Here is a 14,373-nt window from a genome sequence, read left to right as displayed (position 1 = left end):
ATGGGCGCTCAGGTGAGCGTCGTTGCTGCAGGGGCACCGGCTGGCGCAACCTGTAACCCAAGCCTGACGAAATCATGGTTTCGCTGCAACGCTCCTTGGGTTACCATCATTTTAAACGCCTGCGCACACTTGCGCCAACCGGAACACACGCCCAGGCCAAAAATCGAAAAATGACCATGTTCGACAAGCTTTTTGGCAAAGGCCGGCCCGCACCGATTGACGCGCCAGAACGCATGCGGCCCAAAGAACGCATGCGGGCCGTCGAAGGCTCAAGCACCGCAGAGCTGGCAGCCAGCCTGCTGATAGCGCCCACTGCGCTCATGCAGCTTTCGCCCGATGAGGCCCTGACCGTGGTGAGCTACATGATCCCGCGCAGGATCGCCATGGGAACCACATTCATCAACGAAGGCGACAGGACCGATACCGGTTACATGGTTCTGCTGCTCGAAGGCGAAGTGACTGTGGAGAGCATCGTGGTGAGCCGACACGCCCCCCTTACCGTGAACGTGGTCGGTCCGGGCAGCCTGATCGGCGAAATGGGCCTGGTCGATGGCCAGCCCCGGCTGGCCTCATGCACCGCCAGCACCGACGTGCGCTGTGCGGTTCTGTCGCGCGAAGCGCTTGAAAAAATGGGCGAGAACGACCCCAAAACCGCCGCCAAGCTGATGTTCGCCGTGTCGCTGCGGATCGCGGAGCGGCTGCGCGACACGGCGGAAAAGCTCAAGATGTACAGCCAGCTCGTGCAAGCCATGCAGCAGGAAATCGACCATTTAATGCCGACGTAGCCCCCACGGTCGCTCGCTTCGCGTAGCTTCCTGCCCCCCGAGGGGGCCGCTTCGCCTGCAGCCCGGCAAAGCCGGTTCCGCGGCTCTACTTGCGAAGACACTGCTCCGTTAGAGGCCGCTCAGACTTGAATTCAGGCTGCCTCGCGGTAGAAAACGCCGGATGAGAGTTGGCGCCGCGCGACGGGTGCCACAGCACTCGCAATCGCCTGGATATGGTCAGGCGTCGTGCCGCAGCAGCCACCCACGATATTGACCAGGCCTTCAGCGGCAAACTCATGCAGCAGGCGTGAGGTCACATCCGGCGTTTCGTCGAAGCCGGTATCGCTCATGGGGTTGGGCAAACCGGCGTTCGGGTAGCAGCTGATGAAGGTGTCGCCCGCCACCCGGGAAAGCTCCTGGATGTAGGGACGCATGAGCGCAGCACCCAGCGCGCAGTTGAGGCCAATGGCCAGTGGTTGTGCGTGACGCACGCTGTGCCAGAAGGCCGTCACCGTCTGGCCGCTCAGGATTCGGCCTGATGCATCTGTCACGGTGCCGCTGATGATGAGCGGCAGGCGCTCGCCGGTATTGTCGAAATACTCGTCAATGGCGAACAATGCGGCCTTGGCATTGAGCGTGTCGAAAATCGTCTCGACCAGCAGCACGTCGCTGCCGCCCTTGACCAGCGCCTCGGTCTGTTCGTAATAGGCCTTGCGCAACTCTTCAAAGCTGGTGTTGCGCGCGCCGGGGTCGTTCACGTCGGGGCTGATGCTGGCCGTCTTGGGCGTGGGACCAAGGGCGCCGACCACAAAACGCGGTTTGTCGGGCGTCGAGAATTTATCGCATGCGGCGCGGGCAATGCGGGCCGACTCGAGATTCATCTCAATCGCCAGGTCGGCCATGTCGTAATCGGCCTGGGCCACGGTGGTCGCGCCGAAGGTATTGGTTTCTATCATGTCGGCGCCGGCGGCCAGGTAGCCTTCATGAATGTCCTGGATGACATCGGGCCGGGTCAGGCTGAGCAGCTCGTTGTTGCCCTTCACGTCCTTGTGAAAGTTTTTGAAACGTTCACCACGGTACTGTGCTTCGTTGAGCTTGAAACGCTGGATCATGGTGCCCATCGCGCCATCAAGAATGGCAATGCGTTTCTCGAGAATGGCTGGCAGCTGCTGGCCGCGGGTATAGGTGATGGGCTTCATGGCCGTCATTTTAGGCGGTCTGTTATTTACGCAATGGTTTCAATGACAATACGGGCTTACTCCCCAAGCCATGAAAAACCTGCAACCCAAAGAAGCCTGGGACTGGCTCCAGTCCCACACCAACAGCCTGTTTGTCGATGTACGCATGGAAATCGAGTCGCTGTATGTTGGCCGGCCACCCAATGTGGTCAACGTACCCTGGTATGAATACCCCGACCTGCAACCGGACGCCCAGAAGTTTGCGGAGGCCGTCTTGCGCGAAGGCAGCGGCAAGGACCAGCCGGTGCTGTTGATCTGCCGTTCCGGCCAGCGTACACGCGATGCGGGCAAGGCGCTGGAAGCCGCCGGGTTTACCGATGTACAGCACGTGGTGCATGGTTTTGAAGGCGAACTTGACGAAGCGTTTCGCCGCTCGACCATCTCGGGCTGGCGCTTCGACGGCCTGCCCTGGGAACAGATGTAAGCCGCGCCTTGTCAGATCAGTCCGCCATCACCCTCATTCCCACGCCGCTGGACATCCTCGGTGAAGTCTTCGGCTACAGCGAGTTTCGCGGGCCGCAGCGGGCCATCGTCGACCATGTGATTGCAGGCGGCGACGCGCTGGTGCTGATGCCGACCGGCGGCGGCAAATCGCTGTGCTACCAGATACCCGCGATTGCGCGCCAGAACGCCGGTCATGGCGTGACCATCGTGATCTCGCCGCTGATTGCGCTCATGCACGACCAGGTCGGCGCCCTGCACGAGGCCGGCGTGTCGGCGGCGTTCCTCAATTCGACGCAGGGTTTCGAGGAAAGCAGTGCGCTTGAAAAGCAGATGCTGCGCGGCGAACTGACACTGGTCTATGCCGCGCCGGAGCGCCTGAACACGCCGCGCATGAAAGACCTGCTGCGTTCGCTGCATGAACGCGGCAAGCTCAGCCTGTTTGCGATTGATGAAGCACATTGCGTGAGCCAGTGGGGCCATGATTTCCGCCCTGAATACCGCTCACTCAGCCTGCTGCATGAAATCTTTCCCGATGTGCCGCGCATGGCGCTCACCGCCACTGCAGATGCACTGACCCGCCAGGACATGGTCGAGCGCCTCAAGCTCGAAGACGCCCGGCATTTTGTCAGCAGCTTTGACAGGCCGAACATCCGCTACACCATCGTCGAGAAGACCGACGGCACCAGACAGCTGCTGCGCTTCATTGAAAGCGAACATGCGGGTGAGGCCGGGATTGTCTATTGCCAGTCGCGCAAGCGGGTTGAAGAAATCGCCGACACCCTGCAGGACGCAGGCATCAAGGCCATGGCCTATCACGCAGGCCTGGACAGCGCCCTGCGCCAGCAGCGGCAGGACCGCTTTTTGCGCGAAGACGGCATGGTGATGGTGGCGACGATCGCCTTCGGCATGGGCATAGACAAACCCGACGTGCGTTTTGTCGCCCACCTGGACATGCCCAAAAACATCGAAGGCTATTACCAGGAAACAGGTCGCGCCGGCCGCGATGGCCTGCCTTCTGACGCCTGGATGACCTATGGCCTGCAGGATGTCGTCAACCAGCGCCGCATGATAGACACCAGCGAGGCGGCCAGCGAAGAGTTCAAGGTGGTGATGCGCGGCAAGCTCGATGCACTGCTCAGCCTGGCCGAAGACACACGCTGCCGGCGCGTCAGCCTGCTGCATTATTTTGGTGAAGACAGCCAGCCTTGCGGTAACTGCGATAACTGTCTCAACCCGCCTGCGGTCTGGGACGCCACCGAGCCCGCCCGCAAGATGTTGAGCTGCATCTACCGCGTGCAGCAGGCCAGCGGCATCAACTTCGGCGCCGGCCACCTGATGGACATCCTGCGCGGCAAGCCGACTGAAAAGGTCGTGCAGTACCAGCACGACAAGCTCAGCACCTTTGGCATAGGCGCAGACCTCGGCGAAGCGCAGTGGCGCGCCGTGTTGCGCCAGCTGATTGCCAAAAACATGGTGCGTGTAGATGTCGACGCTTTCAACACCCTGCAGCTGATGCCGGATGCGCGGCAGGTGCTCAAGGGCGAGACCGCTGTCATGTTGCGCGAACAGCTGGCCGCGGAAAAAACCAGCCGAGGGAAAAAAGCGACCAAAACATCGGTCAAGGGCATGGCCGAGGCCGCCCTCAACGCTGGTGCGCTGGAGCGGTTGGGCCGGCTCAAGGCCTGGCGCGCCGAAGTGGCGCGCGAACACAACCTGCCGGCGTTTGTGATTTTTCACGACTCGACGCTGCGGGCGCTGGCCGAGCGCGCGCCCACCAGCATGGACGAACTTGAAGGCATTGCCGGCATGGGCGTCAAAAAGCTGGAAGCTTATGGCGCAGAAGTTCTGCGTGTATGCGCGGCCGCCTGATGTCCGGCAGCCCGCCGGCCTGCGACTGTTAACCCTGATAGTCCGGGAACAGGGTGGTTCAAATGGCTGGCTTGCTGCAAAATCAAAAAATGCATCATCACCCCAAACACCGGTCAGACACCCGCTCGTCGAGGCTGGCTGACGCCTGTCGGGGCCTGTGGTGCCTGATCGCGCTGGCGACCCTGCTTATCGCGCAGCCTGCCGCAGCGCAACTGAAGTCCGTCGCACTGGACGCCGAGAGCCAGGCTGTCCGCATTGATCCACCGCTTGAATTCCTGGTTGACGGCAGCAACAGCTTCACCATCGACCAGATCGAGCTCCAGGATGCAGGCGTATTCAAGCCGCTGGACAAAAGGCTGCCTTTGGTTCTGGGCGGCAGTTCCCTCTGGATGCGCTTTGATGCCAGCATTGCCAGCCCTGCTGCGCGCTGGCGGCTGGCGATTCCCATGCCAACGCTGGACGAGGCGACGCTGTATTACCGCAACCTGTCCGGCCAGTGGGTGGTGCAGCAGGCGGGCGATCATCTGCCGCGCAGCGTCTGGTCGCAGCGCGGACGCTACCCCGTCTTCGAGCTCGCCGCCGACACCCGGCAGACCGTGCGTTATTACATACAGGTCAGGCAGCTGCGCATGCCCTACTCGGTGCCGCCGCAGATCCTGAGCGACGCCGAATACATTGAAAGCCGCCAGAACGAGCAGATGTTGCTGGGCATTTATTTCGGCTTTGTCGCGGTGATGGTGGCGCTTGCCGCCTTTAACGCGGCAAGTTACCGCGATCTGGCATTCGGACTGCTGGCGCTGCAAATGCTGCTGTTTGCCTGTGCGCAGGCGGTCTCCAGCGGGCTTGCCGGCCTGTACGCCTGGCCACAGTCACCCCAGCTCAACGATGCAGGCGCAGTGATGTTCAATCTGTGCAGCGCATCGATCTCCCTGTGGTTTGCACGCGCGGTCTGCACGCCGATGCGTTACTCCCGGTACTTTGACCTTGTCATGCTGGGCCTGATATACGCCATGCCGCTGGCGGGCGTCGCAGATCTCGTTTATTCAACCCACGCCAGTTTTATCCTGCTCAACATTGCCGTCGGCGCCGCGGTGGCGGCACTTCTGGTTGGCATAGGCATAGGCCTTTACGAACGTGACCGCGACACACGCTGGGTGGCGCTGGGTTTTTCGCCGCTTCTGCTGACGGCGCTCATCCTTCTGGCCAGAAACCTGGGCGCAATTTCTTCCGGCTTCTGGGCCGATGGCAGCCGTATCCTGGCTGCGATGGTGGGGTCGCCCATCCTGTTCTACGGGCTCTGGCGGCGTGTTTCCCAGAGCCGCAACCTCAGCGCGCGCACCACGGCGCTGCGCAACACCGACCCGTTGACGGGCCTTTATGGTGCGAAGGTGCTGACAGCCAAGTTGCGCAAGTCGCTGGCTACGGGGGAGCGTTACCAGCTGCCGTTTGCGCTGCTGGTGATCAACCTCGCCAACCTGGCCGGGTTGCAGAAACAGCACGGCCGGGAAACCGCCGACCGCGCCATGGTCATGGCGGCCTCATGCATACAGGGCATCGCGCACGCCACGGATACGCTGGCCCGCGTGGGCGACGCCCAGTTCGCATTGCTGATGGAGGGCCCGGTTGACCCCGACTCGGCCAACGACGTTGCCACAAAGATCCTGGCCAGCGGACTCCGGCCCTCACGCCAGTTGCCGGATGCCGAACCGCTGATGTTTCATATTGCGGTCGGCCACATGGGGCGGGGTACATCCGCGGCGGGCGGCAAGGCCGAAAACCGGCTGGCGGACATGCTGCAAACCGTCAAGACCATGGATGACGGCTCGGGCAAGGCGATACGCCAGGTTCGTTTTTAGGCTTCCCGGCCTGTGGCGGGTGTTTGGACCCGAATGTTAACTTCCATATTAACAATTTGGTCAAAAGTTAATATGGGTATTAACATTTGGCCGTCTCAGGCGGTTTAAACCGGTTTTGAGGTGCCCAAAAGGCCAAAAAAAGCCTGTTTTAGGGCATTAAAACGGCTGCAGGCCAATAAATACGTGCGTGAGCAGTTACTAAATTGATAGCAACTTTCAGTTCCAGGGCGAGCAGAACTCACTCAGGCAGCGCCCGCCACAGTCCAGTCGGCCACCTTGAAGTCCTTGCGGATCAGGTTTTCAGCCAGCAGAAAGCGTTTGACCTCCTCGATCAGCGCCACACCTTCCGCCGGATAGGCGGTGTCGGGGAACTGCGAGATCGGGAACGACGCCTTCACCGCCGCTACCGGGAAGCCGCTGGCTTCCGCATGAAAGGCGTAATAGGCCTCGGTGTCCTTGCGGACCTCCTGAAGCGCACGGGTGCGGGCACGCGCCCAGGCGGCGGGCAGTCCGGGCGAAGTGGCCACCAGCTTTGGCGAAGTGATGATGACCTGGGTGCCGCGCAGGGTTGGGTGTTTTGCGGCTTCGTCAATCACCGGATAGCCGCGGGCCGCCAGGGTTGGCCCCGTGTTGATGGGGGCGGCAAAGGCGGCCACAGCGCCTTTCTCAAGCGCGGGTTCGCCGTCGCGCGGGAGCATGTGCACGACCTTGACCTTTTTCTGCAGCCCATTTTCTTTCAGCAAGCCCAGCACGTAGCGGTGCATGTAGGAGCCCAGCGCCACGCCAATGGTTTTGCCTTCCAGCTCCCTGACTGACTTGACGCCGTCACGCGGCGTGAGCAGCCAGGCATTCAGGCCGATGTTGTCAAAACCCAGCAGGCCGCCCTCAAAACCCTGGGCGCGCGCCACCACGGCGGGCGTGTCTCCGTAAATGCCAACATCCAGATGACCGGCGACAAAGGCTTCATTAAGGTCAGGCCCATTCGGGAAGACACGCGTCACTACGCCAGTAAAACCCAGCGGCGCAAGCTCACGCTGCAAATTGCCCTGCTGCAGGGCCCAGCCGGTGGCCGACGACGGTTTTTTGCCGGGGCCGATAAACCCCAGGCGCAGCACATTGCCCGCTGGCGCAGGCGTCTGTGCGAGAAGAATGCCCGGCAGGGCCAGCGTTGCGGCGGCTGCCGCAGCGGAACCCAGCAGGCGGCGCCGGGTTGAAACCATAGGGGAGGGGAAATTTGTTTTAGCGGTGCTCATGTTCGGGTTCTGTCTGTCTATTTGTATTTGTTCAAGGTGGTCGGTGGTTTAAACCGGGCAATCAATGCGCGCGTTTGAGCAGTTCAAAACTCGCATCAATACGTGCGGTGGGTGTGCGGCCCTTGCCCCAGCCTATGGCGTTGCGATAACTGCCCATCAGTGCACGGGTGTCGCCCTCGTGCTCCTCAACCTGGAAGGCATGGTCGGCAATCGGCGCCACATAAAGCGCGTCTTCCGGGCAATACAGCTCACACATGAAGCAGGTCTGGCAATCGTCCTGGCGGGCAATCACCGGCGGCTTGCCCGGCACCATGTCAAATACGTTGGTGGGGCAGGCGGTCACGCAGATGTTGCAGGCCGTGCAGCGTTCGGCACTCACGATTTCAATCATGCCGCGGCCTCCGTTGGGGTGATTGAGTTCACGGCCTGCCTGCGCACCCAGACTTCATCCAGCCCGCCGCTGACCAGCCTGTGCTGCTGCAGCGGGTCGACTGCCGTGTGCTCCTTGCGGCGGTGCATGCCGCGGGTTTCGGTGCGCTGCAGCGCGCTGCGGTACATCCAGCGTGAGGTCGCCAGCATGGCGGCCGCCTCACGCGCACGCACGGCCTCCTGCGCGCTGGCAGCCGGTGCACCGCTGCGCAACTGTTCCCACAAGGCATCGAGCCGCTGCAGCGAGTCTTCAAGCACATCACCACGCCGGTACCAATTGCGTTCATACGGGAAGACCTCGGCCTGCACGGCGCGAATGACCTCTGCGCTGTCGGGTGCATGGCTGCCCCGGCCCTGCAGGGCCACACCGCCCGCGCGAAGGGCGATGCGTGCGGCACCGCTGCGTGCATCGCGGCCAAATGCGGCAGCGCCGGCGCCGGCCCAGAAGCCCGATGACAGCGCCCAGGCCGCGTTGTGGCTGCCGCCGCCTGTGAAGCCGCCGCAGATCAGCTCGCGCGTCGCGGCATCACCTGCCGCGTACAGGCCCGGCACTGTGGTCGAGCAATCCTCGCTCACCACATGCAGGCCGCCCGTGCCGCGTACCGTGCCTTCAAGCCGCAGCGTGACCGGGAAGTGCTGCGTGAAGGGGTTGATGCCCTGGCGGTCAAACGATACAAAAAAGTTGGGCTGCGCGGTGCGCATCCAGGCCTTGATGTTGTCGTCGGCGCGATCAAGACAGGCAAATACCGGCTGGGTCTGCAGTGTTTTGGCAATCACGCTGCGCCCGCGCGCCGAACCCGCGCCTTCAATCGGCGAGCCGTCCTTGTAATAGAAGGTCGCCCAGTTGTAGAACAGCGATTTGGTCACCGAAGAGAACGCCGGGCCCAGCCCGTAAGCGTTGGAGAATTCCATACCCGACAGCTCTGCACCGACTTCTGCAGCCATCAGGTGGCCGTCGCCGGTCAGCACATTGCAACCCAGCGCGCGGCTCAAAAATGCGCAGCCGCCGGTGGCGATCACCACCGCACCGGCATGCGCCACCCAGGTGTCGCCGGTCTGGCGATTGACGCCGGTCGCGCCGCAGACGGTGCCGTGTTCATCGACCAGCAGCTCCAGCGCAGGGCTGTGGTCGATGATGCGGGCGCCCGCAGCTTTCACCTGCTTGCGCATCAGGCGCATGTATTCAGGGCCCTGCAATGACGTGCGGCGCAACTGGCCATCTTCATCAACGGGGAAGGGGTAGCCCCATTCCGTCAGCTTGTCGACATTGGCCCAGGTCTGCGCCAGCACGCGGTCCATCCAGGCGTGCTCGGCGAGGTGGCCGCCCATGGCGAGGCGGCTGTCCTTGGCTTTTTCACGCGCATCTCCCTCAGGCGACACATGCCACAGGCCTGTGCCCGAGGGTGCGGTTGCGCCCGAGGTGCCGCAATAACCCTTGTCAGCCAGAAGAACTTTTGCGCCGGTCGATGCCGCGCTGATCGCCGCCCATGCACCTGCGGGGCCGCCGCCAATCACCAGCACATCAACATCGTGGCGCACTGAGCCTGCAGCGCCGGACAGCAGCTGTGTATCGAAATCCCTTGTTCCCATTTACCGCACTCCTTGAATCAGCTGCGTGTCGCATCGAAAGGTCGAAGCGTGCAGCGGAGGGCCAGTTTAGGAAGCGATCATTCAAATGGGAACGAATGGATTTCTATATCCTTAGTGCTTATCTGTAGGTGGCACGCGCTACAGACACATGCGTCATAAGCTCCTGCCTGAAGTGCAGGAAAGCGTGCAGCGGGCGAAGCCCGTCAGTGCATGAAACCCATGCTGCGTGCCTCGCGCACCTCGGGCTTGATGCGGTGCTCGGCTTCGAGCTGGCTCATGAACTCTTCTGCCGTGAATGTCGCGGCGAGGATGTCTGTCTGGCGTTTGACCGCCGCAAAATCACCGGGGCAGATCTGCGCGAGTTGCGCCAGCCTTGCGCGTAGCTCTGGGGTCAGCAAGGCAGCATCACCGGCCAGGGCTTCGGTCACAAACATCGTCTCGCGCTGCACGGCCGTCAGGGGCTTGAATTTGATCTTGAAGGTGAAGCGCCGCAGCGCCGCCTGGTCCAGGCTTTCGAGCAGGTTGGTGGTGCAGATGAAGATGCCGGCGTAGCGCTCCATGCCCTGCAGCATTTCATTGACCTCTGTGACTTCATAGGTGCGCTGCGCGCCACGCCTGTCCTGCAAAAAACTGTCGGCTTCATCGAGCAGCAGCACGGCTTTTTCAAGCTCGGCCTCCTTGAACATGGCCGCCATGTTCTGCTCGGTTTCGCCGACGTATTTGCTCATCAGGTCGCTGGCCTGCTTGATGATGAGGGGCTGGTCCAGCGCCCTGGCGATGTGCTCGGCCAGCGCGGTCTTGCCGGTGCCTGGCGCGCCGTAGAAACACAGCGTGCCATGGCCTCGGCTCTTGAGGGCTTCGACAATGCGCGGCACTTCAAAGCGCGACTCGACATTCAGCATGCCGAGGTCATAGGTCGTGACGCTGCGACGGCCTTTGGCTGGCTCCTTGTTGCCGAGCGCCACATCGGCATTTTTGAGTTGCCGCTCGATCAGCGACTCCATCAGCGCGGGGCGCCCGCCCTGGAGGATGGCCTGCATGCCGGCTGCATCAACCTGTGCATCCATTTTTTCCTCGGGTGCGCTGGCAAGCCGGGCGAAACGCACCGCCGTGCGTATCTGCGCCGGCGTCAGGCCCTTGCGTGCGGTGAGTTTGGCGATAAACGCTTCGCTGACCTGCACGCCTTCCAGCGTCTTGCGCACCACCCCCTCACGCGCACCAGGCGGTGGTGAACGCAACTCGAGGTGATAGGCGAAGCGGCGGCGAAAGGCCGGGTCTATCTGCTCAATGCGATTGGTGACCCACAGCGTGGGCACGGTGTTCGATTCAAGGATCTGGTTGACCCAGGCCTTACCATTGACCGAGCCGTTTACTGGTGAAGGCATCTGCTCGGAGCGTGCCAGCAGCTGCGCGGCCTCGCTGGATATCGGCGGAAAGACATCCTCCACCTCGTCAAACAGCAGCGCCGAATGCGTGCTGCCCTTGAGGAAGACCTGCGCGATCTGCAGCGAGCGGTAGCGGTCACGCCCGCTCAGCGAGTTGCCGTCGCGGTCAGCGTATTCAACCTCGAACAGGTCGAGCCCCGCGGCCTGCGCGACCACCTTGGCGAGTTCGGTCTTGCCGGTGCCGGGCGGGCCGTACAGCAGCACGTTGACGCCCTGCTCCTTGCCGGCCACCGCATTGCGCAGCAGGGACACCAGCACGTCGGCGTCCTCCTGCACAAAGGCAAAATCATTCAGGCCCAGCTCGCTGCGCGCAGCCGGGCGCGTGAAGACCGCCATCAGCTCGTTCTGGTCGCGGTACTCGCGCATCAGCACGGGCGGCAGTTTTTCACTGACCTTCATGAGGTCGGCAAGGTCCGTGATGTTGTGTTCGGAAATCAGGTTTTCGACCATGCCTATGCGCTCAAGCCGCGAGCCGGCACGCAGGGCCTCGGCCACGTCAGGCGCCTTGACGCCGGCGACGTCTGCAATCGCAGCGTAGGCCTCGGGCGCGTTGTTGACCTTGAACTCGACCAGCAGCGAGCGCAGGTCGCGCTGATAGCGGGCAAGCGTACCGTAGAGCAGCAACGCGCGCTCGGCACGGTTGAGCTGCAGCAGGTTGGCCAGCGCATCAATGTTTTTCTCGACCAGGGTTGACTGCTTTTTCAGCGCGTGCGTGAGCCACTCACCGGTGGCGCTCAACACCGAGAGCAGGTCTTTGGGCTGGTCCTTGGCGTGTTCATCGAGATAGAAAAACAGCGTGCCTTCTTCGTAAGGGCCGCGCCAGGTGCCGTGGCGCGTGAGGAATTCTGCATCACTGAGTGCCTCGTGGCCGCGCCAGAATTCGTTGTCCTTGCACCGGCGGCCCAGAAATTCGCGCAGGCGCAGCAGGGCGGGCAGGGGCCAGACAAGGTGCCGGCCCGACAGCGACAGCAGGCTGTTGAGGTCGCGGCGCACGTTGAACTTGGCGCCCTGGCGCGCGGCCAGTGTCAGCACGAAATGCGAGCACATCAGGTCCAGCACCGGAGCCTGTTTCAGGCCCGGTGACAAAAGCCATTGCGACTGGTCACTCACGGAACGCTTGCTCATGAACAAACCTCCAGTTTGTAAAGAACGTTGACCGAACCCCCTCCAGACACCTCACCATAACGCAGCTTTGGGAATGTTGGAAGACACTTGTTGCAAAACACTCGTGTGGAATACGCTACAGGAAGGGCCGGGTGGTCACATAATCCGGCAAAACGGTGCGCCTGTTGCCTCGCGGAACAGAGCCCGGGCGGCCCCAAAGGACATTCATGCTTTCCCTTGAAGACATAAAGCGCGCTGCGAAACGGCTGGACGGCCATCTGCTCGACACACCATGCGTGGAATCACGTACGCTGTCACAAGTCACCGGCGCACAGGTGTTTCTCAAATTCGAAAACCTGCAGTACACGGCATCCTTCAAGGAGCGCGGCGCCTGCAACAAGCTCGCGCAGTTGTCTGCCGACGAACGCAAACGCGGGGTGATCGCCATGAGTGCCGGCAACCATGCACAGGGTGTGGCCTACCATGCGCAGCGCCTGGGCATACGCGCCGTGATCGTGATGCCCCGTTTCACGCCCGGCGTGAAGATTGAACGCACATGCGGCTTCGGTGCCGAGGTGGTGCTGCACGGCGACACGCTGGAAGAGGCGCGGACCCATGCGCTGGCACTCGCCCAAAAACAGGGCCTGGTGTTTGTTCACCCCTATGACGACGAGGCCGTTGTGGCCGGGCAGGGCACAGTGGCCCTGGAAATGCTGAGGGTGTTGCCCGACCTGGACACGCTGGTCATCGCCGTGGGCGGCGGGGGCCTGATTGCGGGCATGGCGACTGCCGCCAAAGCCATGCAGCCGGGCATTGAAATCATCGGCGTGCAGACCTCACGTTTCCCGGCCATGGTCAATGCCATCAAGGGCACACATCACCCGCAGGGCACCAGTTCCATCGCCGAAGGTATTGCGGTGGGCACACCCGGCAACATCACGCGCGCCATCATTGCGCGGCTGGTCGACGACATGCTGCTGGTCGATGAGGGCGACATCGAGCAGGCCATGGTGATGCTGCTTGAGATTGAAAAAACACTGGTTGAAGGCGCGGGCGCCGCCGGACTGGCTGCGCTGCTGAAATACCCGGCGCGTTTTGCCGGTAAAAGAGTTGGCCTGGTGCTGTGCGGGGGCAACATCGACCCCTTGCTGCTGGCCGCCATCATCGAACGCGGCATGGTTCGCGCAGGGCGTCTGGCCCGCATCACGGTCAGCGCGCGCGACGTACCAGGCTCACTCGCAAAAATCACCGCCACTGTTGCGGAGGCTGGCGCCAATATCAATGAAGTGCATCACCAGCGCGCGTTCACCATGCTGGCAGCGCAAAACGTGGAGATTGAAATGGTGATCCAGACCCGCGGCCGCGATCACATAGCGCAGGTGATTGCCGCCCTCAACACCGCGGGATTCGAAGCTTCCGAGCAGCATTGAAAACTGGCATCAGGGCGGGACCCAAGCGATGCCTTCGCAAGCCAGGGCCGCGGAACCGGCTATGCCGGGCCGCAGGCGCAGCGCCCCCTCGGGGTGCAGAGAGTTACACGAAGTGAACGAACGTGGGGGCCAACATCTAATTCCAGCCGATGACGTCAAAGCCACGTTCTGACAGGCAACGCTGCACAAACTGGCGATAAGTGCCATTCGGCCTGTCATTGTGAAAAGCGCCTGACACCGCACCTGCAGAGCCACCGACGGCCGCGCCTATGGCGCCTGAGCGCAGCACATCGCTGCTGCGGCCCGTGAGAAGTGCCCCCACGGCGGAGGCAACGCCGGCCGTCGCCGCGCCTTCCCCTGCTCGCCTGGCAACCGCGTTGTTTTTCTCGTCGGCTGTCAAACCCGCAGCCAGGGCGCGCGAGATGCAGGCATCAATTTCTGCCTGGCCCTGCGCAGGGCCGACGCGGTTAAGCGTTGCATTGGGGTACAGCACCGGCCTGGCAGAAGGGCTGTTCGGGCCTGTGGCGGCACAGCCTGACAGCAGCAGCAGGCCAGCCAGAAGGATTGCAACTGATTCGGGTCTTGAAGTGATGTTCATGCCCGCAGTCTAATCAGCTGTCCGGACGACGAAAAGCCCGGCATTGCCCCCTCAATGTCGGTGAATGTAAAATCGGCTGCAGTCCCCAAGTTTCAGTTCAGGAATTCCCATGACATCCAACGCAGCAGAACAGACCACCAACGCCACCCATACCAGCCCGACACCGGCGCAGGAGCAGGACATCGTTGAAGGCATTGCACATGCTGCGCCTTTCATCCTGCCACTGGCGGGTGGTGTGCTGATGTTCCTGCTGGCCTTCATCGCCGTCTACATGGCCTGAGCGGCCCGGGCCACTTCAAAGCGCCCCAAACCGGGGCTTTTTCCTCAGGACTGCAGCCGTCACGCAACATTGC

The 14,373-nt window shown here is 62.3% G+C and carries 12 protein-coding genes and 1 riboswitch; of the genes, 6 read left to right on the top strand and 6 right to left on the bottom strand.

Translation table 11 applies throughout. From position 1 onward, the window contains the following. Positions 1-7: 7 nt before the first annotated feature. A riboswitch (S-adenosyl-L-homocysteine riboswitch) is annotated at positions 8-103 on the bottom strand. A gap of 73 nt (positions 104-176) precedes the next feature. After that, positions 177-785: a Crp/Fnr family transcriptional regulator gene (locus HYX42_RS16225; protein ID WP_293404877.1), complete on the top strand. Its 609-nt coding sequence runs from the start codon at positions 177-179 to the stop codon at positions 783-785. A gap of 131 nt (positions 786-916) precedes the next feature. On the opposite strand, the gene HYX42_RS16220 is transcribed toward HYX42_RS16225, so the two are convergent. After that, positions 917-1,963 carry a homocysteine S-methyltransferase family protein gene (locus tag HYX42_RS16220; protein ID WP_293404875.1) on the bottom strand — a complete coding sequence of 349 codons (1,047 nt, stop codon included), beginning with the start codon at positions 1,961-1,963 and terminating at the stop codon, positions 917-919. A 70-nt stretch (positions 1,964-2,033) separates the two neighbouring features. On the opposite strand from HYX42_RS16220, the gene HYX42_RS16215 reads away from it, so the two are divergent. From HYX42_RS16215 to HYX42_RS16205, 3 genes are all read left to right on the top strand, one after another. After that, positions 2,034-2,426 carry a rhodanese-like domain-containing protein gene (locus HYX42_RS16215; protein WP_293404873.1) on the top strand — a complete coding sequence of 131 codons (393 nt, stop codon included), beginning with the start codon at positions 2,034-2,036 and terminating at the stop codon, positions 2,424-2,426. Positions 2,427-2,434: 8 nt separating this feature from the next. Next, positions 2,435-4,315, top strand: coding sequence for a DNA helicase RecQ (gene recQ / locus HYX42_RS16210; protein ID WP_293404871.1), 1,881 nt, complete (start codon positions 2,435-2,437; stop codon positions 4,313-4,315). Between the two features lie 89 nt (positions 4,316-4,404). Further along, positions 4,405-6,171 carry a 7TM diverse intracellular signaling domain-containing protein gene (locus tag HYX42_RS16205; protein ID WP_293404869.1) on the top strand — a complete coding sequence of 589 codons (1,767 nt, stop codon included), beginning with the start codon at positions 4,405-4,407 and terminating at the stop codon, positions 6,169-6,171. 242 nt (positions 6,172-6,413) lie between these two features. On the opposite strand, the gene HYX42_RS16200 is transcribed toward HYX42_RS16205, so the two are convergent. The 4 genes from HYX42_RS16200 to HYX42_RS16185 form a co-directional block, all read right to left on the bottom strand. Next, a complete protein-coding gene (locus HYX42_RS16200; protein WP_293404867.1) occupies positions 6,414-7,424 on the bottom strand; it encodes an ABC transporter substrate-binding protein in 1,011 nt (336 codons plus the stop codon). Positions 7,425-7,485: 61 nt separating this feature from the next. After that, complete coding sequence (locus HYX42_RS16195; RefSeq protein ID WP_293404865.1) at positions 7,486-7,815, bottom strand: 4Fe-4S binding protein; 330 nt, start codon at positions 7,813-7,815, stop codon at positions 7,486-7,488. Continuing rightward, on the bottom strand, positions 7,812-9,443 hold the full coding sequence (locus HYX42_RS16190) for an FAD-binding protein (protein ID WP_293404863.1): 1,632 nt from the start codon (positions 9,441-9,443) through the stop codon (positions 7,812-7,814). Before HYX42_RS16190 ends, HYX42_RS16195 begins: the two co-directional genes overlap by 4 nt. Before the next feature lie 203 nt (positions 9,444-9,646). Further along, the gene (locus HYX42_RS16185; RefSeq protein ID WP_293404861.1) at positions 9,647-12,013 is read right to left on the bottom strand and encodes an ATP-binding protein; all 2,367 of its coding nucleotides are present in this window, start codon (positions 12,011-12,013) and stop codon (positions 9,647-9,649) included. A gap of 206 nt (positions 12,014-12,219) precedes the next feature. Between HYX42_RS16185 and HYX42_RS16180 the strand changes: the two genes are divergently transcribed. Next, complete coding sequence (locus HYX42_RS16180; protein WP_293404859.1) at positions 12,220-13,422, top strand: threonine ammonia-lyase; 1,203 nt, start codon at positions 12,220-12,222, stop codon at positions 13,420-13,422. A 136-nt stretch (positions 13,423-13,558) separates the two neighbouring features. Here the strand turns inward: HYX42_RS16180 and HYX42_RS16175 are convergent, their stop codons facing one another. Further along, positions 13,559-14,020, bottom strand: coding sequence for a glycine zipper family protein (locus HYX42_RS16175; RefSeq protein ID WP_293404857.1), 462 nt, complete (start codon positions 14,018-14,020; stop codon positions 13,559-13,561). Positions 14,021-14,129: 109 nt separating this feature from the next. On the opposite strand from HYX42_RS16175, the gene HYX42_RS16170 reads away from it, so the two are divergent. Beyond that, the gene (locus tag HYX42_RS16170) at positions 14,130-14,300 is read left to right on the top strand and encodes a hypothetical protein (RefSeq protein ID WP_293404855.1); all 171 of its coding nucleotides are present in this window, start codon (positions 14,130-14,132) and stop codon (positions 14,298-14,300) included. The last annotated feature ends 73 nt before the right edge of the window (positions 14,301-14,373 follow it).

Origin of the sequence: Polaromonas sp., from assembly GCF_016185115.1 — a bacterium.
Lineage (GTDB): Bacteria > Pseudomonadota > Gammaproteobacteria > Burkholderiales > Burkholderiaceae_C > Polaromonas.
Note: the sequence above shows the minus strand (reverse complement) of the source record. Positions and strands in the feature narration are given on the sequence as shown.

Excerpts from the sequence above, each read along its gene's own strand:
- HYX42_RS16225 (WP_293404877.1), top strand. The coding sequence starts at position 177 with ATGTTCGACAAGCTTTTTGGCAAAGGCCGGCCCGCACCGATTGACGCG.
- HYX42_RS16220 (WP_293404875.1), bottom strand. The coding sequence starts at position 1,963 with ATGAAGCCCATCACCTATACCCGCGGCCAGCAGCTGCCAGCCATTCTC.
- HYX42_RS16215 (WP_293404873.1), top strand. The coding sequence starts at position 2,034 with ATGAAAAACCTGCAACCCAAAGAAGCCTGGGACTGGCTCCAGTCCCAC.
- HYX42_RS16205 (WP_293404869.1), top strand. The coding sequence starts at position 4,405 with ATGCATCATCACCCCAAACACCGGTCAGACACCCGCTCGTCGAGGCTG.
- HYX42_RS16200 (WP_293404867.1), bottom strand. The coding sequence starts at position 7,424 with ATGAGCACCGCTAAAACAAATTTCCCCTCCCCTATGGTTTCAACCCGG.
- HYX42_RS16195 (WP_293404865.1), bottom strand. The coding sequence starts at position 7,815 with ATGATTGAAATCGTGAGTGCCGAACGCTGCACGGCCTGCAACATCTGC.
- HYX42_RS16190 (WP_293404863.1), bottom strand. The coding sequence starts at position 9,443 with ATGGGAACAAGGGATTTCGATACACAGCTGCTGTCCGGCGCTGCAGGC.
- HYX42_RS16185 (WP_293404861.1), bottom strand. The coding sequence starts at position 12,013 with ATGAGCAAGCGTTCCGTGAGTGACCAGTCGCAATGGCTTTTGTCACCG.
- HYX42_RS16180 (WP_293404859.1), top strand. The coding sequence starts at position 12,220 with ATGCTTTCCCTTGAAGACATAAAGCGCGCTGCGAAACGGCTGGACGGC.
- HYX42_RS16175 (WP_293404857.1), bottom strand. The coding sequence starts at position 14,020 with ATGAACATCACTTCAAGACCCGAATCAGTTGCAATCCTTCTGGCTGGC.
- HYX42_RS16170 (WP_293404855.1), top strand. The coding sequence starts at position 14,130 with ATGACATCCAACGCAGCAGAACAGACCACCAACGCCACCCATACCAGC.